The following is a 17,015-nucleotide window of genomic DNA, read 5'->3' on the forward strand; positions in this document are numbered from 1 at the left end:
AATTGAATGTTATTATTTATTTCGATAATAATCAAGAAAAACACATCCTTATTACAGAGACGTGAATGGCCGATAATCTTAACGAAAAACAATTCCATTTAATGAGAGAACTCATCCAAAAGCATACCGCTTTATGGCGAAATCGCTTGCCATATCTGACAAAACAGCAATATAGCGTTCTAATGGTCGTTGCATCTCAACCAGGAATTGAGCAAAAAGACCTTATCGAGGCAACGGCTAGCACTAAAGCTACCCTTGCCGAACTTTTAAAAAGAATGGAAAATAAACAGTTATTAATTCGCACACAAAGTCATGAGGATAAGCGTCGGCTATTTATATCCCTAACCGAAAAAGGACAAAATATTCTTAAAGAAGCTCAACCCATTGCGGAGAATGTTGATCACTCTTTTCTCTCTCGTTTATCAGAAGATGAGCAACAGCAATTACAACAGCTCTTAAATACAATGCTACATAAATGAACTTGAATAATTAAGCCGTGTATTCGAGTAAAATTTTTCCGTAACGTTCGATTTTACTATCTCCAATCCCTTTGATCATTCTCAATTCTTCTAGGCTCTGAGGACAAGTAATCGCGATCTCTCGTAAAACAGCATCGTGAAAAATAATATAAGGAGGAACCTCTTGCTCCCTTGCCTCTGACAATCGCCATAGTTTAAGCTGATCAAAAATATTCTGTTGTGCTTCAGAAAGTTCTATTCGTTGAGAATAAGATGGGGATTTGTCTGTTATGGATTGCGCGATATCTTCTCTTAAATAAAGTTGTTCGTTTCCTTTTAACAAAGGCAGTGCTTTTTCTTGGTTTAAGAATAAGTTGGAATGCTCCACCCCTTGTCTCAACGCATCTTTTGCCATTAATTGTCGAATAACCGCACGCCAAAATTGATTAGGCTTATCTTTACCGATACCAAATAACGGTAACTGATCATGCTGATAATTCTCTATATTATCGCTCTTCTTACCTTTTAAGACATTAATAATATGCAATGCCCCAAAACGCTGACCTGTTCTATAAACCGCGGATAATACTTTTTGAGCAGCTACAGTGCCATTCATTAAAGAAACAGGTTGCTTACAATTATCACAATGCCCACAGGGCTCGTGAAGTTCTTCGCCAAAACAACGTAATAGAATTTGTGTGCGGCAATCAGCTGTTTCTGCAAACGCAATCATCGTGTTTAATCGAGAACGCGCAATTTTCTTTTGCTCTTCATCGCTATTGGATTGTTCTAACCAATAACGGGCTTTGACAATGTCTTCTCCGCCATAAAGCAAAACTGTTTCTGCAGGATCTCCGTCTCGTCCTGCTCTACCAATTTGTTGATAGTAATGCTCTGGACCTTTGGGCATGTCCAAATGCACCACTAACCGGACATCAGGACGGTCAATCCCCATTCCAAACGCCACTGTCGCCACAATAATTAAAGGCTCACCAGAACGAAAACGTAATAAAACTGCTCTTTTTTCTAATGCCGATAATCCGGCATGATAAGCCAACCCCGTAAAGCCACGCCCTGTTAACATCGCGGCTACACGTTCTGCTTTATTTCTGCTACCACAATAAATAATACACGCAGCATCTTTATGTTTTTGCAAAATCATTAAGAGCTGTTTGGTTTCACCATCTTTGGGTAAAGCTCTAATAAATAAATTAGTTCTATGAAAACTCGCCTGTAAAACATGAGCATTAGGCATACCCAAAGATGCAACAATATCTTGTCTTGTGGTTGGGTCTGCTGTTGCCGTTAATGCAATCCTAGGAACATTTGGAAACATCGAAGACAAGTTGGTCATTAATCGATATTCTGGACGGAACTCATGCCCCCAGACAGACACACAATGTGCCTCATCAATCGCAATTAATGATAACGGTATTCTCTTTAAAAAACGCAACATATCATCAGAAAGTAACCTTTCTGGTGATATATAAAGTAAATCCAATGATCCATTCATCATATCTTGACGAATAGAAGCCGCTTCTTGAGGTTCTAACTCTGAATGTAATGCACCCGCATTGATCCCTACTTGCCTTAACGCAGCAACTTGATCATCCATTAAAGCAATCAAAGGGGAAATAACCAATCCCATGCCAGGTCTGCATAAGGATGGAATTTGATAACAAATACTCTTGCCACCACCAGTCGGCATTAACAGCAAAACATCTTGGCCTTGCATCACAAAATCAATTGCTTGCTGTTGTAAGCCTCTGAAATCTTCATAACCAAAAACATGTTTTAACACTGCTTTTGGTGTCATATCCATCTTCTCTTGGTCAGCATCAATCAATAAAGATGGATATTTCATTCATCAAAAACTATTATTATTTGACTTCAATTTCAACACGACGTGCAGCAACTTGATCTGCTTGATTTGCAGGTGGCTGTGCAGAATCATGCACACGAACTTTATCAACGCCATCTGTAACAATCTGCTGTGCAACCGCTTGTGTACGTTGAGATGCCATCATCTCATCCAAAGACATATCGCCATATACAGCTGCATACCCTTCTACATAAACTTGTTTTTCTGGGAAACTTTTTGCATATTTAACAGCTTGATTAATTGTAGTCATGGCAGCATCATCCAATTCGCTGGATGCAAATGGGAAGAAAATTACGTAAGTTCTATTATTATTAGGTGTTAAACTTGTTGTTTGTGAACAAGCAGCCAATAACAAAGAACCAAATATAATTGGTAAAAAACGACGCATCTAATTTTCCTTAACTTCATAGTACAAGGTTATAATAACTTACCTCGTAACATACCTTTATTTTAACATAAAAAAACATAAATTTTAGTTTATTTTTCAGAAATCAAGCAACTGTTAGATAAACGCCATACTTTATCGAGTTTTTCAGCGCCAGTTAAACGATGCGCAATTAAAATAATGGTTCGATCAGAGGATATTTGATTTAAAATCTTGAAGAATTCCATTTCAGTATCTGCGTCTAATCCTGTCGTTGGTTCATCCAAAAGCAGAATCGGTGCTTTAGACAACAACGTTCTGGCCAAAGCAATACGACGTCCTTGCCCACCAGAGACTTTTATTCCGCCCTCACCCAACCAAGTATCTAATCCATCTGGCATTGCCTTCACAACATCAGCAACAGCAGCCTCGGATAAGGCTTGCCATAATTCTTCTTCGGTTGCTTGAGGATAACTTAACAAGAGGTTCTGTCGAATCGTGTCATCAAATAAATGAGTATTTTGTGATAACCAGGCAATTTTTTTACGGACAGATTCTTCGGTTAACACCGCTAAGTCTTTACCACCTAACGTAATACTTCCTTCTTTCGGAGTAATCACTTTAAGTAACAATGCTGCTAATGTGGATTTACCAACACCTGATGGGCCAATAATGGCAACTCTTTCGCCTTGAGCAATATTTAGATTTAAATTGCGATATACCCAAGGTCGATCTTTATTCCATTGAAAACCCAAACTGTTTAACTGAATATCAGTTTGTTCTGAGGCTTCCTCGCTTCCTTTGGGAACATCATATCCATGCCCTTTATTCACACCAACAACACGAGTGGCGGCATTAATAATCTGCCCAGCCAAACCACCTGCTCTGGTTAACGGGATGACCACTTCAAAAGCGGTAATCGTTAAAAATAAACAAACAACAATATGTGCGGCACCAATGCCATGAAACCCTATATTTAAAGCTGCTGCTAAAATTAATAGAACGGCAATTTGACTAAATACAAAAGACAAGAAACTCATCAAAGCAATTTTCTTCGCTTGTTGATATTGCTTTTGAAAAAGGTTTTTTTCTCTATCGTTTAATAATTTCTCTACTCGAATTTCTGCACCAAAAGCACGAATTTCTCTTAAACCATGGATGAAATCGAGAACTGTAATTCGTAATTGTGCAACTGAGTTTAATAAAGTTTGTCCATGTCTTTTTGTAATAAACGCAGAAATAAGCGGACAAATAAACCCTGCAATTATATAGAGAACCGCTATGCAGATGGCTAAAGGCAAATGAATAGAGCCAATCACACAAATAAGCACAAAGAAAGTTAATATAGACCCAGCAAAAGGCAATAGCAACCGTAGGTATAATCCATCTAACGTTTCAATATCTGAGACTAAACGAGATAAAACATCTCCACTATGACGGAACCCTAAGCCAGCAGCAGCACCTTTAGATAAACGTGCAAAAAACCATACTCTAAGATCCGCAATCGCCTTAAACATCACGTTATGCGTATATAAACGTTCTACATACCGCATTAAAAGACGCCCAGCCCCCAGTATTTTTAGAAATACAGAGCTGATAACCATCATTCCCATTGCAGCAAAAGCAATTTTACCACCAGCAGAGCTCATCAATGTTAACCCAAAAGCCAACGCAATGAGTGAGAAAAGAACACCTATAATTAAAGACGCAACATGAGGTTTCCAAATCTTAAAGATTTGTTGGAATGCAGCTTTTGGTGTTTCTTGTTGTAACAAAGGATCTTTATAATCTGACATCTTATTTCACCTCTGTTTGAGCAATAATACGACCATGATCCAGCTGAATATGATTGCCTTTTAATTGTTGTCCCAAAGCAGAATGAGTTGCCAGGATCACCGTTCTATTTTTTGATAATTCAATCAAGCTGGTAAAAATATCTTGTTCAGTTGCAGGATCTAAATGTGCTGTAGGTTCATCAAGAAATAACAACGGTGCATTTTTAAGGTAAGCTCTAGCAATTGCTACTCTTTGTGCTTGTCCGCCTGAAAGACCGTATCCTCCTTCTCCAATCAGAGTATCCAACCCGTTTGGTAAAGCAGAAATATATTGATCAATTGCGGCTGCTTGAACAGCTTGTTGTAACTCTGCTTCGGTTGCATCAGGCTTCGCAAATAAAATATTTTCTTTAATTGTGCCTGAAAAAATTACTGGTTTTTGCCCAATCCATGCCGTCAAGGCAGATAAAGAATGATGTTTAATGGTTGAAATATCGATACCATTAAATAAAATCTTGCCTGAGGTTGGTTTAATAAATCCAAGTAATAGACTAATAATCGTTGACTTTCCAGCGCCAGACGCACCAATTAATAAAGTAGTGCTATTAGGCTGTACCTCAAAACTAATCTGATCAACAGCATTCCCTCTTTGTTCATCCCAAACGTAAGAAACTTCATCAAAAGCAATATGCACAGGATCACTACTAGTTAATAGAACCTCATTTTCTAGTAATTGAGGAGCTTCTGGCAACTCAACGACTGAAGCTGCTGCACCTGTTAACTTTGCTTTATCTTGATAGGCCAAAGCAAGACTACGTAACGGCGCAAAAAAATCTGGAATAATTAACAAAGCAAACAATGCATGAACCACAGGGATCGTTACTCCATGCTCGCCCGCAGATGTAAAATGTTGCACATCCATTAATGCTACCAATAGAATAGAAATAATCATTGCGCAATCAATTGAGGCTGAAGATAAAAAAGCTACTCGTAGCACTTTCATTGTTCTCAGTCTCAACTCATTTGCTGACTGAGAAATCTTTTTGGCCTCATCTTCTGCTCTGCCAGCTAAAACAATCGTTGCTATTCCTTGAATGCGATCCAAAAAACGAGCTTGCAAACGTGTCATAGCCAAGAATTGCTGTCTAGCAGCAACCGCAGCCCCAATCCCGAAAATTGCCTGAGCAATTGGTACCATCAATCCACAAACACCAATCACCAAAGCCGCCCAAGGCTGCACGAAAAAAATACAAACCAAAATAATACAGGGTGCTAGAAACCATAAAACAGAAGCCGGTAACCATCGAGAGAAATAACCATCTAAAGATTCAACCTGATCTACAATTAAGCTTGCTAATCCTCCCCCAGATTGGCGATATAAAATCGAAGGCCCAATCTGCATAATATGTCCTACAAGTTCTTTACGCAGACGATGACGTGCTTGAAGACCTACTTTTGCAGCAATCAAATCTTCACTATAGATAATCAGCCCTTTTAAAAGAAATAGAATAACAAAACTTACCAATAGCATTAATGGACTAAAACTAATCGACGCAGATAAAGAAGGAACCAATAGCATCCCAAGAATTTGCGCCATACAACACGCCAATCCCACCGCAACGAAACTTGATAAAATCCCTAAGGTAATCAAAGGAAAAACTGCTCTTTTCCCAATTTTTGTTTGTTGTTTTGTCCAAAGTTTAATCTGTGCTTTGTTATTCTGCATTTAAATCCGCTTTGTCTAATAAAAAGACCAAGTCCTTGTTATTCAAAATATTTATCTATCTATAATCGAATACGATCATATGTAAAATTTATTTTTTACCTGTTACTCAAATAAAACAGATTTATTTATTCTTACACTTTGACCCTTTTAAAGAGTAAGGCTCTTATGGTAAAGGATGACTAATAATAACCTATAAGAAATCAAATCATCATGATGAACGACAAAAAAATCACTGTTGTGTTACCTGCATATAATGCTGCTCTCACATTACAACAAACTTTTAACGAAATTCCTCATGATATCGTCGATGACATTATTTTAACGGATGATGCCAGTAAAGATGAAACCGTCCAAATTGCTAAAAAATTAAATATTCACACTATTATTCATACTAACAATAAAGGTTACGGTGCCAATCAAAAAACATGTTACAAAGCTGCCCTAGATAGAGGTGCTGATATTGTGATTATGTTACATCCAGACTATCAATATAGCCCTAAATTATTACGTGCGATGGTCAGTATGCTAACCTCTGGTCATTATGATGGCGTTATTGCCTCTCGTATTCTAGGAAAAGGCGCTTTGGCTGGAGGGATGCCTCTTTATAAATATATTGCGAATAGAGGGTTAACTTTTATTCAAAATATTCTACTGAACTGTAAGTTATCAGAATATCATACAGGGTATAGAGGATGGACAAAAGAAGTTCTAGAGGCTTTACCTCTTGAAACTTGTTCTGATGATTTTATCTTTGATAACCAAATGATGGCACAAGCCATTTATCAAAACTTCCGTATTGGTGAGATTTCTTGCCCGACAAAATACTTCGAAGAAGCCTCCTCTATTAACTTGAGACGTAGTACTATTTACGGTTTGGGGGTTTTAAAAACTTCTGTCGAATATCGTTTGGATAAACTAGGGTTAATTTCAAATAAGCTATTTAAAAAATAAATACGAATGTCCCAGAGAAGTTCAAAAAAAACGGTTGGCTTACTCATTTTCTTTTTAATCATTATCACAATGATTGGAGGGGGCGTATTACTTAGTCATCATACAGATACACTCAATCGTTTATTTGAATTTTATCAACAAACAAAACAAACCTCTTCTCTAAAGGGACTGATTATTAGTGAGATTATACAAGTAATTATCGCACTCTGCGGTGTATTACCCGCCTCTAGTGCTGCATTTGGTTCGGGAATGCTTTATGGGGTTTGGAAAGGATTTTTCCTATCCGCTATTGCAACATTAATTGGCGCTTTTATCTCTTTTTATCTCAGCCGCTCCATCTTTAGATCTCATATTGAGAAAATTTTAAAACGTTCTGCAAGAATGCAAAAATTAGATCATTTACTGCATCTAGATGGATGGAAACTAGTCTGTTTATTGCGTATTTCACCGATTATGCCTTTTGCTTTAACAAGCTATGCATTAGGACTGACATCAATTTCAGTCCGCTCCTATTTGCTTGGCACTCTTGCTTCTTTACCTGCTTTATTAGGATATGTTGTGATGGGACATATCGCCAGCACAGAGGTTAGCTCTTTACAAACACAACATATTGCCTCTATTAAACATCTTTTATTAGCTGTTGCTTTTGTTGGTACAGGAATCTTGGTTTGGCATTTAGGGAAAATTGTCAATAAAATCATAAAACTTCCTGATTCACCTAAACAAAACCAAAACTAAATTCTTTCTCTTTTATACATAGTGAAAGTTACTTCCTATGATATCTGGTAATATATTGGAAAAACGCAGTTATCAAACAGGTATTTTGCTGTTTTTATATATTCTTTTTTTATTCCTACGCGCACCTGATATCTTAATACAAGGTCGTTTTTGGGCTGAAGAAGGGCATATATTCTATGCCAAGGCATATAATTTATCTTTTTTACATGCTTTATTTGTTGTTTATGGCGGATATATTAATTTAGGTGCTAGTGGCGCCACCCTTATTGCACGATACTTACATGTTCCTCTGGAATATGCGCCCTATGTTACAACATTTATTGGCTTATTTTTTCAACTTCTACCCATTTATTTACTACTTACCGCCAAAGATCAATGGTTAGCCCCTTTTCGTGTTCGATTACTTGCAACGCTTTTACTATTATTTATCCCTGAATCTTCTGAAATTTCATTGCAAAGCTTACATATTCAATTCCATTTGACCTTAGCCTGCGCTTTCATCGCTTTTTTAAAAACAGATATTCATCATCAAAAAAAACTGAAATTAGCATTACTCATTTTTGCTCCTTTATGTGGATTATTACCTATTGTTTTACTCCCTATTTTCTTTATTCGATTAACACAAGATAAAAACAAATCTAGATTAGAACAGTTTCTTTGTCTTTTACTGGGAAGTTTTGTACAAATTTCTTTTTATTTGTATAATATTAAATACAATATTGATGTAAATAGTATCCCTCGCCAAGGTCATTTTTCATTTACAGACCTTTGTAGTGTCATTTTTATCAGAGATTTAACTTTTCCTTTTTTAGGACATCACAGCTTTCAATCCACCTTAATTATGAGCAATGTATTTCATAAATTAGAAGCTCATCAGGTCTCTATCACAGCCAGCACTATTTCCACTTTATTCTTATTCTTTATTAGCAGCCTTTTTGTTATATACCCTAAAACTCGTAAAGCTTTTCTTTTATTCCTCTCTGCTTTACTGACATTATGCATTGCGATTTATGGCGTTATTGGAGGAACAATTCAACTGATTGCGCCTGATTTTACAGAAAGATATACTTTTTTAAGCCAGGCACTATTAGCTATAATGCTACTATATTTTTCTGTAACCTTACCAAAAGCAGGAAAAATAATCAGTAATATTATTATCTTATGGTTACTTTTTATCGGATCATATAATTTTTTCCACTTATTTCCAGAAGCAAAAGATGGCGGCGGACATGTATGGAGACAAGAGGTGCAAAAATGGCGAGAAAATCACTCATATCATCCAAAAATATGGTGCAATAATTGGTACATTATTATTCCCAAAAAACTTTATGACTCAACGCATACCTCAGAAAAATAATAAATCGTGTCAATAATCGCATTAATCAAACAACATTTACATAGCCGGCGCTATCAAACAATTGCTCTCCTTTTACTCGTGGCAATTATCCATTTAACACGCTCTCCTGAAGTCATAATAGATAGTCGTTTTTGGGCTGAAGAAGGTGGTTTCTTTTATCATGCTTGGGTTATGCCACCTTTACAAGCATTATTTTACTCTTATGGAGGTTACTTAAACTTACCAGTTAATGCAGCAACCTTAATCGCAAAATGGTGTGCCCCCTTAAAATATGCCCCATATGTTACCATCATAATAGGTGTATTATTTCAACTATTACCAACGTTTTTAATACTAACAGCAAAAGATAAATGGCTTGTTTCTTTTTATAATCGCGCACTCATCACATTACTATTACTTTTTGTACCTGAATCATTAGAAATCGCTTTACAAAGCTTACACATTCAATTTCAACTTACCCTCGCAGCTGCCATTATTTTAATATTGGACAATACCTCCACTCATCAAAGATGGTTTAAATTAATTATTTTACTACTTACCCCTTTATCTGGTGTGATGAGTATTCTTTTACTTCCTTTATACGCACTGCGCTGCTATATCGATAAAGATCGCCTTAGAATAGAACAGTTTTTTACTTTGTTTATTGGCAATATCATCCAATTTGCTTTTTTTTATCAATCATTTAATTTACGCCAATACCATACTTCTCTTACAGATTTCTTAAGTATATTTTTTGCAAAAGAATTATACATTCCATTTTTCGGTAACAACTCTTTATCCAATCCATATTTATTCTATTTACAATCATTAGTTAAAAACCAACAAATTCCAATTTTAGCATGCTGTATTAGTATTTTTTTCTTATTTATTATTATATTTTGTTTCTATAAATATCCTAAGACAAGACTAGCTAGCTATCTTTTAGCATATGCTTTGTTAAATTTAGCGCTTTCCACTTTTGGAATTATTGGACCGACTTATTGGTTTTTTGAACCTTATTTTTGTCAACGCTATGCCTTTATCAGCCAATCATTACTATGCATATTATTAGTATATTTTATTTATAACCTACCTAAAACAGGCCAATATATATGTATATTTTTAAGTATTTGGCTATTAATTGCTAGCACGTATAATTACTACCATTTTACATCTATTTCTTATGGTGTTCCCCCTTGGAGGCAACAAATTAAATTATGGAAACATCATCCTGATATAATCATCAAAACTTGGCCATATGGATGGTCAATTCAATTACCTTATAATCATCAACACATTCAATAAATGCATTCGAAAGTATTAAAAATGAGCTTTGTTTTACAAAGACGCTCTGTTCAAATCTGTTGCTTACTTGTTTTTTTTGCATGCATCATTTGTTGGCGTTCATCTGATGTTATTTTATATGGACGCTTTTGGGCTGAAGAAGGTGATAATTTCTTTTATCATGCTTGGATAACACCTCAATTACAAATGCTTTTGTATTCCTTTGGGGGATATTTAAATCTAGCAACAAATGCAACAACACTTATTGCTGCACGTTATATTCCTTTACAATATTCACCTTACTTTACATCTATAACGGGATTACTTTTCCAATTACTGCCATTATTTTTGCTATTAACCGCAAAAGATGAATGGTTAAATTCAACAAAAGCACGCATTCTTACAACAGTATTATTACTTTTAGTTCCAGAATCTATCGAAACATCTTTACAAAGCTTACACATACAATTTCAATTAACATTAGCAAGCGTTATTCTTCTTGTCTTACAACCTGTATCTTCTTATCAACGCTATTTTAGATTATTTATCTTAGCTTTGGCTGGCCTATCAGGGGTAATGAATATCTGCTTAATTCCTTTATTTTTTATTCAGTATTTTTTAGAAAAAAAACAATATAGACTAGCACAACTATGTATTGTTTTAATCAGTTGTTCCATTCAATATTTTATTTTTTATGAAACTGTTTCCAATCGTTTTCATAATTTTTTTATTTCTGATTTTTTTGAAATATTTTTTGTTAGAAATCTACTGTTTCCATTTTTAGGAACCAATACTGAGACAATAAAATATGCAAATTTTTTACATGATCATATCCATCAAATCTCAGCAGCCTATATCCCATCTCTGTTTGTTATAATTTTTCTTTTGACAATAATAATTATTTTTTTATCGTCAACCAAAAACAAAAAAAGCTGCTTTTTTCTTTATCTGTTCTTTAGGTCTGTTTTTTCTTTCAATCATAGGTTCTATTGGACCAAGGGAGGAATTCTTAATTCCTTTTAATAACCAACGCTACTTATTTATTGAACAAGCATTGCTTTGTCTAACCTTACTCTATATTCATTTTAAGAGTATAAACACAATTAGAAGAATCAGCGCTATTTTCATATATTGGTTAATCTTTGTTGGTTCTTTTAATTTTGCACATACAACATTTATGAATATAGCCCCCATAAATTATATGTCATGGAACAACCAAGTTTATTTGTGGAAACAAAATCCTAATTATATTTTCCAAATATGGCCTAATGGTTGGAAAGTAACCCTTCCTGTTAATCATACACCTTCTATGGAAAAGAAATGATATCCAAATTATCAAACATAATTAAAAATCATAATTATCAAACATTATTTCTTCTGTTTTTTTCTGCTTTTTTTATTTGTATCCGTGAACCTGATGTGTTTATTTATAGCAGATTATGGACAGAAGAAGGTGTGGTTTTTCTTCATAACGCATGGGTAATGCCACCGTTAAAGGCACTTTTTTATTCATATGCAGGTTATTTGAATTTTGCGACAAATGGCGCTACCTTGGTTGCTCGATGGAGTGTTCCTTTACTGTATGTTCCATATGTCACTACAATTATTGGGTTACTATTCCAACTGCTTCCTTTGTTTTTATTACTTACCACTAAAGATGAATGGTTAAATTCAACTAGGGCTCGTGTTTTTGCTACATTACTTCTCCTTCTTGTACCAGATTCATTAGAAACATCATTACAAAGCTTACATATCCAATTTTATTTATCACTAAGTGTTTGTATCATTATGATATTAAATACGGATAAAACTTATTTACGATGGATAAAGCTGATCATTTTAATCGTTTCTGCTATATCTGGATTAATGGCTTTCTTACTCCTTCCACTTTACGGCTTAAAAATGCTTATTGATAGAAAGTGGCTTCGAACAGAACAATTTTTTACTTTATTTATTGGATGTATTATTCAATATAGCTTTTTTTATGAAAAAATATCAACTCGTTCTTATCATTTCCATATTCAAGATTTTTTAGGTATCTTGTTTTCTAGAGATATTATAATTCCTTTTTTTGGTTATAATCATTTAACTGATCTTTACCTCCACCAGTTACAAAATCAAAATGCTCATCATTTTTTAATGTTATCTTGTATCCTTTGTATAATAACTTTGGGATATATTCTGTTTTGTTTTTATAAATATCCTCCAAGCAGATTAAGTATTTTTTTCTTATTATCTGCTTTAATACTATTAGCAACATCTATATTTGGCGCACTAGGAGATTTAACATGGTTTTACATCGGCCATGTAAATCAACGTTATATTTTTATTAGTCAGTCTTTACTATGTTTAATGTTACTTTATTTTTCTTATACTTTATCCAATAAAGGAAAAGTAGTCTGTAACGTTTTAATCATTTGGTTAATCTTTGTTGGTTTTTTCAACTTTTTTAGCATGACATACACAAACGAACATCTTACACCTTGGAGAACTCAAGTACACTTGTGGCAAGGGAAACCCGATTATGTCTTTCAATTATGGGGGGGAGATGGCTGGAAAATGACATTGCCACCTAACAATAATTAACGTAGTATCTACGCTCCTATTATACTGAGGTTCCTTTATGTCCACACCTATTCTTTTGCTACAAGATGTCTCTTTTACCCTTGGTGGTAAACCATTAATTGACAATGCAAGTTTCAGCCTTGCCGCTGGGGAACGTGTTTGTTTGGTTGGACGTAATGGATCTGGGAAATCAACGTTATTAAAAATTACTACAGGCCAACAGCATGCTGATGATGGTAGTATCTTTTTACAGCCGGGAACTTCGGTGCAATATTTATCGCAAGAACCTGACCTTACTGGATATACCAACACGCTAGATTATGTGTGTTCTGTTTTACCCGATCATGAAGATCATTACCGTGCTCGTATTTTATTAGATGCACTTGGACTAGATGGCACCGAAGATCCTAAACATCTATCTGGTGGGGAAGCTCGTCGTTGTGCTCTAGCCAAAGCATTAGCACCAAAACCTGATTTATTATTATTAGATGAACCAACAAACCATTTAGACCTTCCCGCGATTGAGTGGTTAGAAGCTGAGTTAAAATCCCTATCTTCTGCTATGATTATCATCAGCCATGATCGTCGTTTCTTGGAGAATATTGCCAATGGAATTATTTGGTTAGATCGTGGACAAACTCGACAATTAGAACAAAAATTCTCTCAATTCGAACAATGGAAAGAAGAATTTTTTGAACAAGAAGCCGTTGAGCAACATAAATTAAATCGTCAAATCGTCAGAGAAGAGCACTGGGTTCGTTATGGCGTTACTGCTCGGCGTAAACGCAACGTGCGTCGTATGTCAGAGCTGGCAGATTTACGTAAAAAACGTCAAGAAATTATTAAAAATCCATCTATGACCTCACTACAAGCCAGCCAAGCAGATATTTCTGGAAAGTTAGTGGTTGTCGCAGAGGAAATTAACAAAGCTTATGGCGATCAAGTCATTGTCAAAAATCTTGATTTGCGCGTTTTACGTGGAGATCGTTTAGGTATTGTTGGCCCTAATGGTGCAGGAAAAACGACCCTTTTACGCCTGTTAACAGGACTAGAAACGCCTGATAGTGGCGAAATTAAAATTGGCGCTAATTTGGAAGTTAATACGTTAGATCAGCAACGTCGATTATTAGATCCCGATAAAACACTTGCTGATACAATGACCAGCGGTAGTGGCGATTATGTGCAAATTGGCGAAGAAAAACGCCACGTTGTTGGCTATATGAAAGAATTTATGTTCAATCCAGAACAAGCCAAAACTCCTGTTCATGCGCTATCTGGTGGGGAAAAAGCTCGGTTACTCTTGGCTTGTGCCTTGGCAAAACCTTCAAATGTTCTGATCCTTGATGAACCAACCAATGATTTAGACTTGGAAACATTGGATTTATTACAAGAGCTCCTCGCCTCCTATCCTGGCACGGTCTTAGTCGTCAGCCATGATCGAGATTTCTTGGATCGTGTGGCGACTTCTACCTTGATTGCTAATGGCAATGGGGAATGGATTGAATATGCGGGTGGCTATTCAGATATGGTGGCACTGCGCAAACAAAGCCAAAAAGAGGCTGAAATTGTTAAAAAAGCTGCTTCTAAAAGTGATAACTCTGCCAAACCTGCTAAAAGCAAGACGCAAAAACTGTCTTATAAAGATCAATATGAGTTGGATAACTTACCTGAGAAAATAGAAAAGCTCGATGCTCAAATTGCACTATTAAATGAAAAATTAGCTGACCCTATCCTTTATGAAAAAGATCCAAAATCTTTCCATAAATTCACAGAACAACTGACCAAAGCCCATCAAGAACATCATCAGATGGAAGAACGTTGGTTAGAATTGGAAATGTTGCAGGAAGAATTGAAACGAGAATAGTATTTTATTGCTAATAACGTATTATTATGATTAAAATAATAAGTATTAACGATTTTTAATGAGGCTAATCTAAAATGACGTTTTATAATATTAAAACAAGGCAAAACATTCTATGAATTAGATCAAAAAGACCTTAATGATATTAATCAATATATTATAAACCCATATCTAAAACATACAACAATTACTATTGATGGTAGAAAAATTGCATATAATCAAATAGATCAAATTAAGTTGTTTGAATCAGAATTAACAACAGGAGAACTCGTTAAACGTGCAACAAATATTGACTATTTATATATTCCTTTACCACACAGCATGGTAAAGGAAAAGAACATGATTGATATTTCAAAAAAATATATATTTAGTAAAGAAGTGGAGGAAGTTATCGAAGCAGACAACTCAGATATACAGAAAGCTTCTCCTTCAAATAAAAAAATATTTGTTGTTCATGGAAGAGACGACTTCGCCAAACTAACCGTTTCTAATTATATACATGAACTAGGCCTATCCCCCATTATACTCCATCAACAAAGCAATAATGGCAACACTATTATTGAAAAAATAGAAAACAACTCAGATGTTGGTTATGCTATTATTCTTTATACACCTTGTGATATTGGAAGTATGAAAGAGAGTAAATCACAACTAAATCCAAGAGCAAGACAAAACGTTGTCTTTGAGCATGGTTATTTTATTGGAAAACTTGGCAGAAAAAAAGTCGCAGCTTTACTACAAAATGGTGTAGAGCAACCTGGTGATATTAATGGAGTTGTTTTTATTCCATTTTCTATTGACGATTCAGAATGGAAAATTGAACTAAGAAAAGAGCTCGTCAGTGCAGGCTTTTCACTTAAATAACTAATATATTGTAAGGCTCATCATATAAAATATTTTGATAATTTTCCTTACAATATATATAACCCTAAAAACTCATCTTCTTCGGGCTTAATAACCCAGATGCTTGCATTCGTTCTCTTGACTCTTTCACACTATTAATCACCGCCAAAGCTGCTTCCAATGCATTCCGTCCTGCCACGGCATCAACAATCACAGGCGCACCATCAAGGCAAGAAGCTGCAAAGGCTGCGTGTTCTTGTTCTAGATTATCATGGTCTTTCCATTTAACGGCTTCACGTCTGAACCCATTGGTACCAGGCAAAGGCAAGCCTTTTTCTCGGCCAATCATTACCAATTGTTTTTCCATAAAGTCAGCAGATAAATACCCCTCTTCAGAGAAAATTCGCATTTTACGTTCTGTTTTTAAAGAAATCCGACTGGCGGCGATCGTTGCAACACACCCATTTTGAAAAGTCACCCGTGCATTGGCAATATCTTCAAATTCCGAAGTCACCGCAGCCCCCAAAGCATCGACTTTATCAATTGGAGAATTTACGATTGCCATTACCAAATCTAAATCATGAATCATTAAATCCAAAACAACAGAAACATCAACACCACGCGGTTTAAATGGCGCAATACGTGTGGTTTCAATATAAAGAGGACGCTGAATACGCTCGCTAATCGCCTTTTGCTCAGCCGAATAACGTAACAAATGCCCAACTTGCAATACAATATTCTTTTCTTTAGCAAGTTGAATTAAATGATCAGCTTGCTCTAAAGTCGAAGCTATTGGTTTTTCAATAAGAACATGCTTGCCTGCCTGAATGGCCTTTACCGCCAGCTTATAATGCTCCTCGGCAGGGGCAGCAATAATCAACGCTTCACATTGATCTAATAACTCATCCAACGGCAGATAAGGCGCACCACCTGCTTCTTTCCCTACTTGTTCAGCATTTTCAATAACTGGATCATAAACCCCAACAAGCTCTTCTCGCTTAGATGCTGCTGCTTTTAATGCATGAAATCGACCAAAATACCCTGCTCCGACAAGCCCTACTCGTAACATTCTGCCTTGCATTCTAATGCGTCCTCAAATTCAGTTTTGGAAAAATATGTTTCTTTATAATTTACTATTTTTGATTATAAAACAAATAAAAAAGCCTGCTATATGTAACAGGCTTTTTATTCAGTCATTATATTGATGTTAAAAACGTATTTTAACCAACCAA

The 17,015-nt window shown here is 35.5% G+C and carries 15 protein-coding genes; 10 read left to right on the top strand and 5 right to left on the bottom strand.

Annotated features, from left to right (window positions below; all coding sequences use genetic code 11):
- Positions 1-65 precede the first annotated feature (65 nt).
- A complete protein-coding gene (locus tag CIN_RS05060) occupies positions 66-479 on the top strand; it encodes a MarR family winged helix-turn-helix transcriptional regulator (protein WP_040363977.1) in 414 nt (137 codons plus the stop codon).
- A gap of 10 nt (positions 480-489) precedes the next feature.
- Here CIN_RS05060 and recQ read toward each other — a convergent pair whose 3' ends face one another.
- The 4 genes from recQ to cydD all read right to left on the bottom strand — a co-directional run bounded on the left by recQ (position 490) and on the right by cydD (position 6,205).
- The gene (gene recQ / locus CIN_RS05065; RefSeq protein WP_008853979.1) at positions 490-2,322 is read right to left on the bottom strand and encodes a DNA helicase RecQ; all 1,833 of its coding nucleotides are present in this window, start codon (positions 2,320-2,322) and stop codon (positions 490-492) included.
- A 16-nt stretch (positions 2,323-2,338) separates the two neighbouring features.
- Complete coding sequence (locus tag CIN_RS05070; protein ID WP_008853980.1) at positions 2,339-2,728, bottom strand: OmpA family protein; 390 nt, start codon at positions 2,726-2,728, stop codon at positions 2,339-2,341.
- Positions 2,729-2,817: 89 nt separating this feature from the next.
- Positions 2,818-4,500: a thiol reductant ABC exporter subunit CydC gene (gene cydC / locus CIN_RS05075; RefSeq protein WP_008853981.1), complete on the bottom strand. Its 1,683-nt coding sequence runs from the start codon at positions 4,498-4,500 to the stop codon at positions 2,818-2,820.
- 1 nt (position 4,501) lies between these two features.
- The gene (gene cydD, locus CIN_RS05080; RefSeq protein WP_008853982.1) at positions 4,502-6,205 is read right to left on the bottom strand and encodes a thiol reductant ABC exporter subunit CydD; all 1,704 of its coding nucleotides are present in this window, start codon (positions 6,203-6,205) and stop codon (positions 4,502-4,504) included.
- A 210-nt stretch (positions 6,206-6,415) separates the two neighbouring features.
- Here cydD and CIN_RS05085 point away from each other — a divergent pair, with 210 nt between their 5' ends.
- The 9 genes from CIN_RS05085 to CIN_RS11390 all read left to right on the top strand — a co-directional run bounded on the left by CIN_RS05085 (position 6,416) and on the right by CIN_RS11390 (position 15,804).
- A complete protein-coding gene (locus CIN_RS05085; protein WP_008853983.1) occupies positions 6,416-7,156 on the top strand; it encodes a glycosyltransferase family 2 protein in 741 nt (246 codons plus the stop codon).
- Positions 7,157-7,162: 6 nt separating this feature from the next.
- Complete coding sequence (locus CIN_RS05090) at positions 7,163-7,894, top strand: TVP38/TMEM64 family protein (protein WP_139016949.1); 732 nt, start codon at positions 7,163-7,165, stop codon at positions 7,892-7,894.
- Positions 7,895-7,931: 37 nt separating this feature from the next.
- The gene (locus CIN_RS05095) at positions 7,932-9,251 is read left to right on the top strand and encodes a hypothetical protein (protein WP_008853985.1); all 1,320 of its coding nucleotides are present in this window, start codon (positions 7,932-7,934) and stop codon (positions 9,249-9,251) included.
- 6 nt (positions 9,252-9,257) lie between these two features.
- The gene (locus CIN_RS05100; protein ID WP_008853986.1) at positions 9,258-10,535 is read left to right on the top strand and encodes a hypothetical protein; all 1,278 of its coding nucleotides are present in this window, start codon (positions 9,258-9,260) and stop codon (positions 10,533-10,535) included.
- Positions 10,536-10,556: 21 nt separating this feature from the next.
- A complete protein-coding gene (locus CIN_RS05105; RefSeq protein ID WP_040363978.1) occupies positions 10,557-11,537 on the top strand; it encodes a hypothetical protein in 981 nt (326 codons plus the stop codon).
- 178 nt (positions 11,538-11,715) lie between these two features.
- On the top strand, positions 11,716-11,838 hold the full coding sequence (locus CIN_RS12150) for a hypothetical protein (protein ID WP_008853988.1): 123 nt from the start codon (positions 11,716-11,718) through the stop codon (positions 11,836-11,838).
- Positions 11,835-13,100, top strand: coding sequence for a hypothetical protein (locus tag CIN_RS05110; protein WP_008853989.1), 1,266 nt, complete (start codon positions 11,835-11,837; stop codon positions 13,098-13,100). The genes CIN_RS12150 and CIN_RS05110 overlap by 4 nt, the downstream gene beginning before the upstream one ends.
- A 37-nt stretch (positions 13,101-13,137) precedes the next feature.
- Positions 13,138-14,943, top strand: a complete 1,806-nt coding sequence (locus tag CIN_RS05115; RefSeq protein ID WP_008853990.1) for an ABC-F family ATP-binding cassette domain-containing protein — start codon at positions 13,138-13,140, stop codon at positions 14,941-14,943.
- Between the two features lie 234 nt (positions 14,944-15,177).
- The gene (locus CIN_RS11390; protein ID WP_008853991.1) at positions 15,178-15,804 is read left to right on the top strand and encodes a TIR domain-containing protein; all 627 of its coding nucleotides are present in this window, start codon (positions 15,178-15,180) and stop codon (positions 15,802-15,804) included.
- 64 nt (positions 15,805-15,868) lie between these two features.
- Here CIN_RS11390 and CIN_RS05125 read toward each other — a convergent pair whose 3' ends face one another.
- Complete coding sequence (locus CIN_RS05125) at positions 15,869-16,864, bottom strand: Gfo/Idh/MocA family protein (RefSeq protein ID WP_008853992.1); 996 nt, start codon at positions 16,862-16,864, stop codon at positions 15,869-15,871.
- Between the last annotated feature and the right edge of the window lie 151 nt (positions 16,865-17,015).

This window comes from Commensalibacter intestini A911 (genome assembly GCF_000231445.1).
GTDB lineage: Bacteria > Pseudomonadota > Alphaproteobacteria > Acetobacterales > Acetobacteraceae > Commensalibacter > Commensalibacter intestini.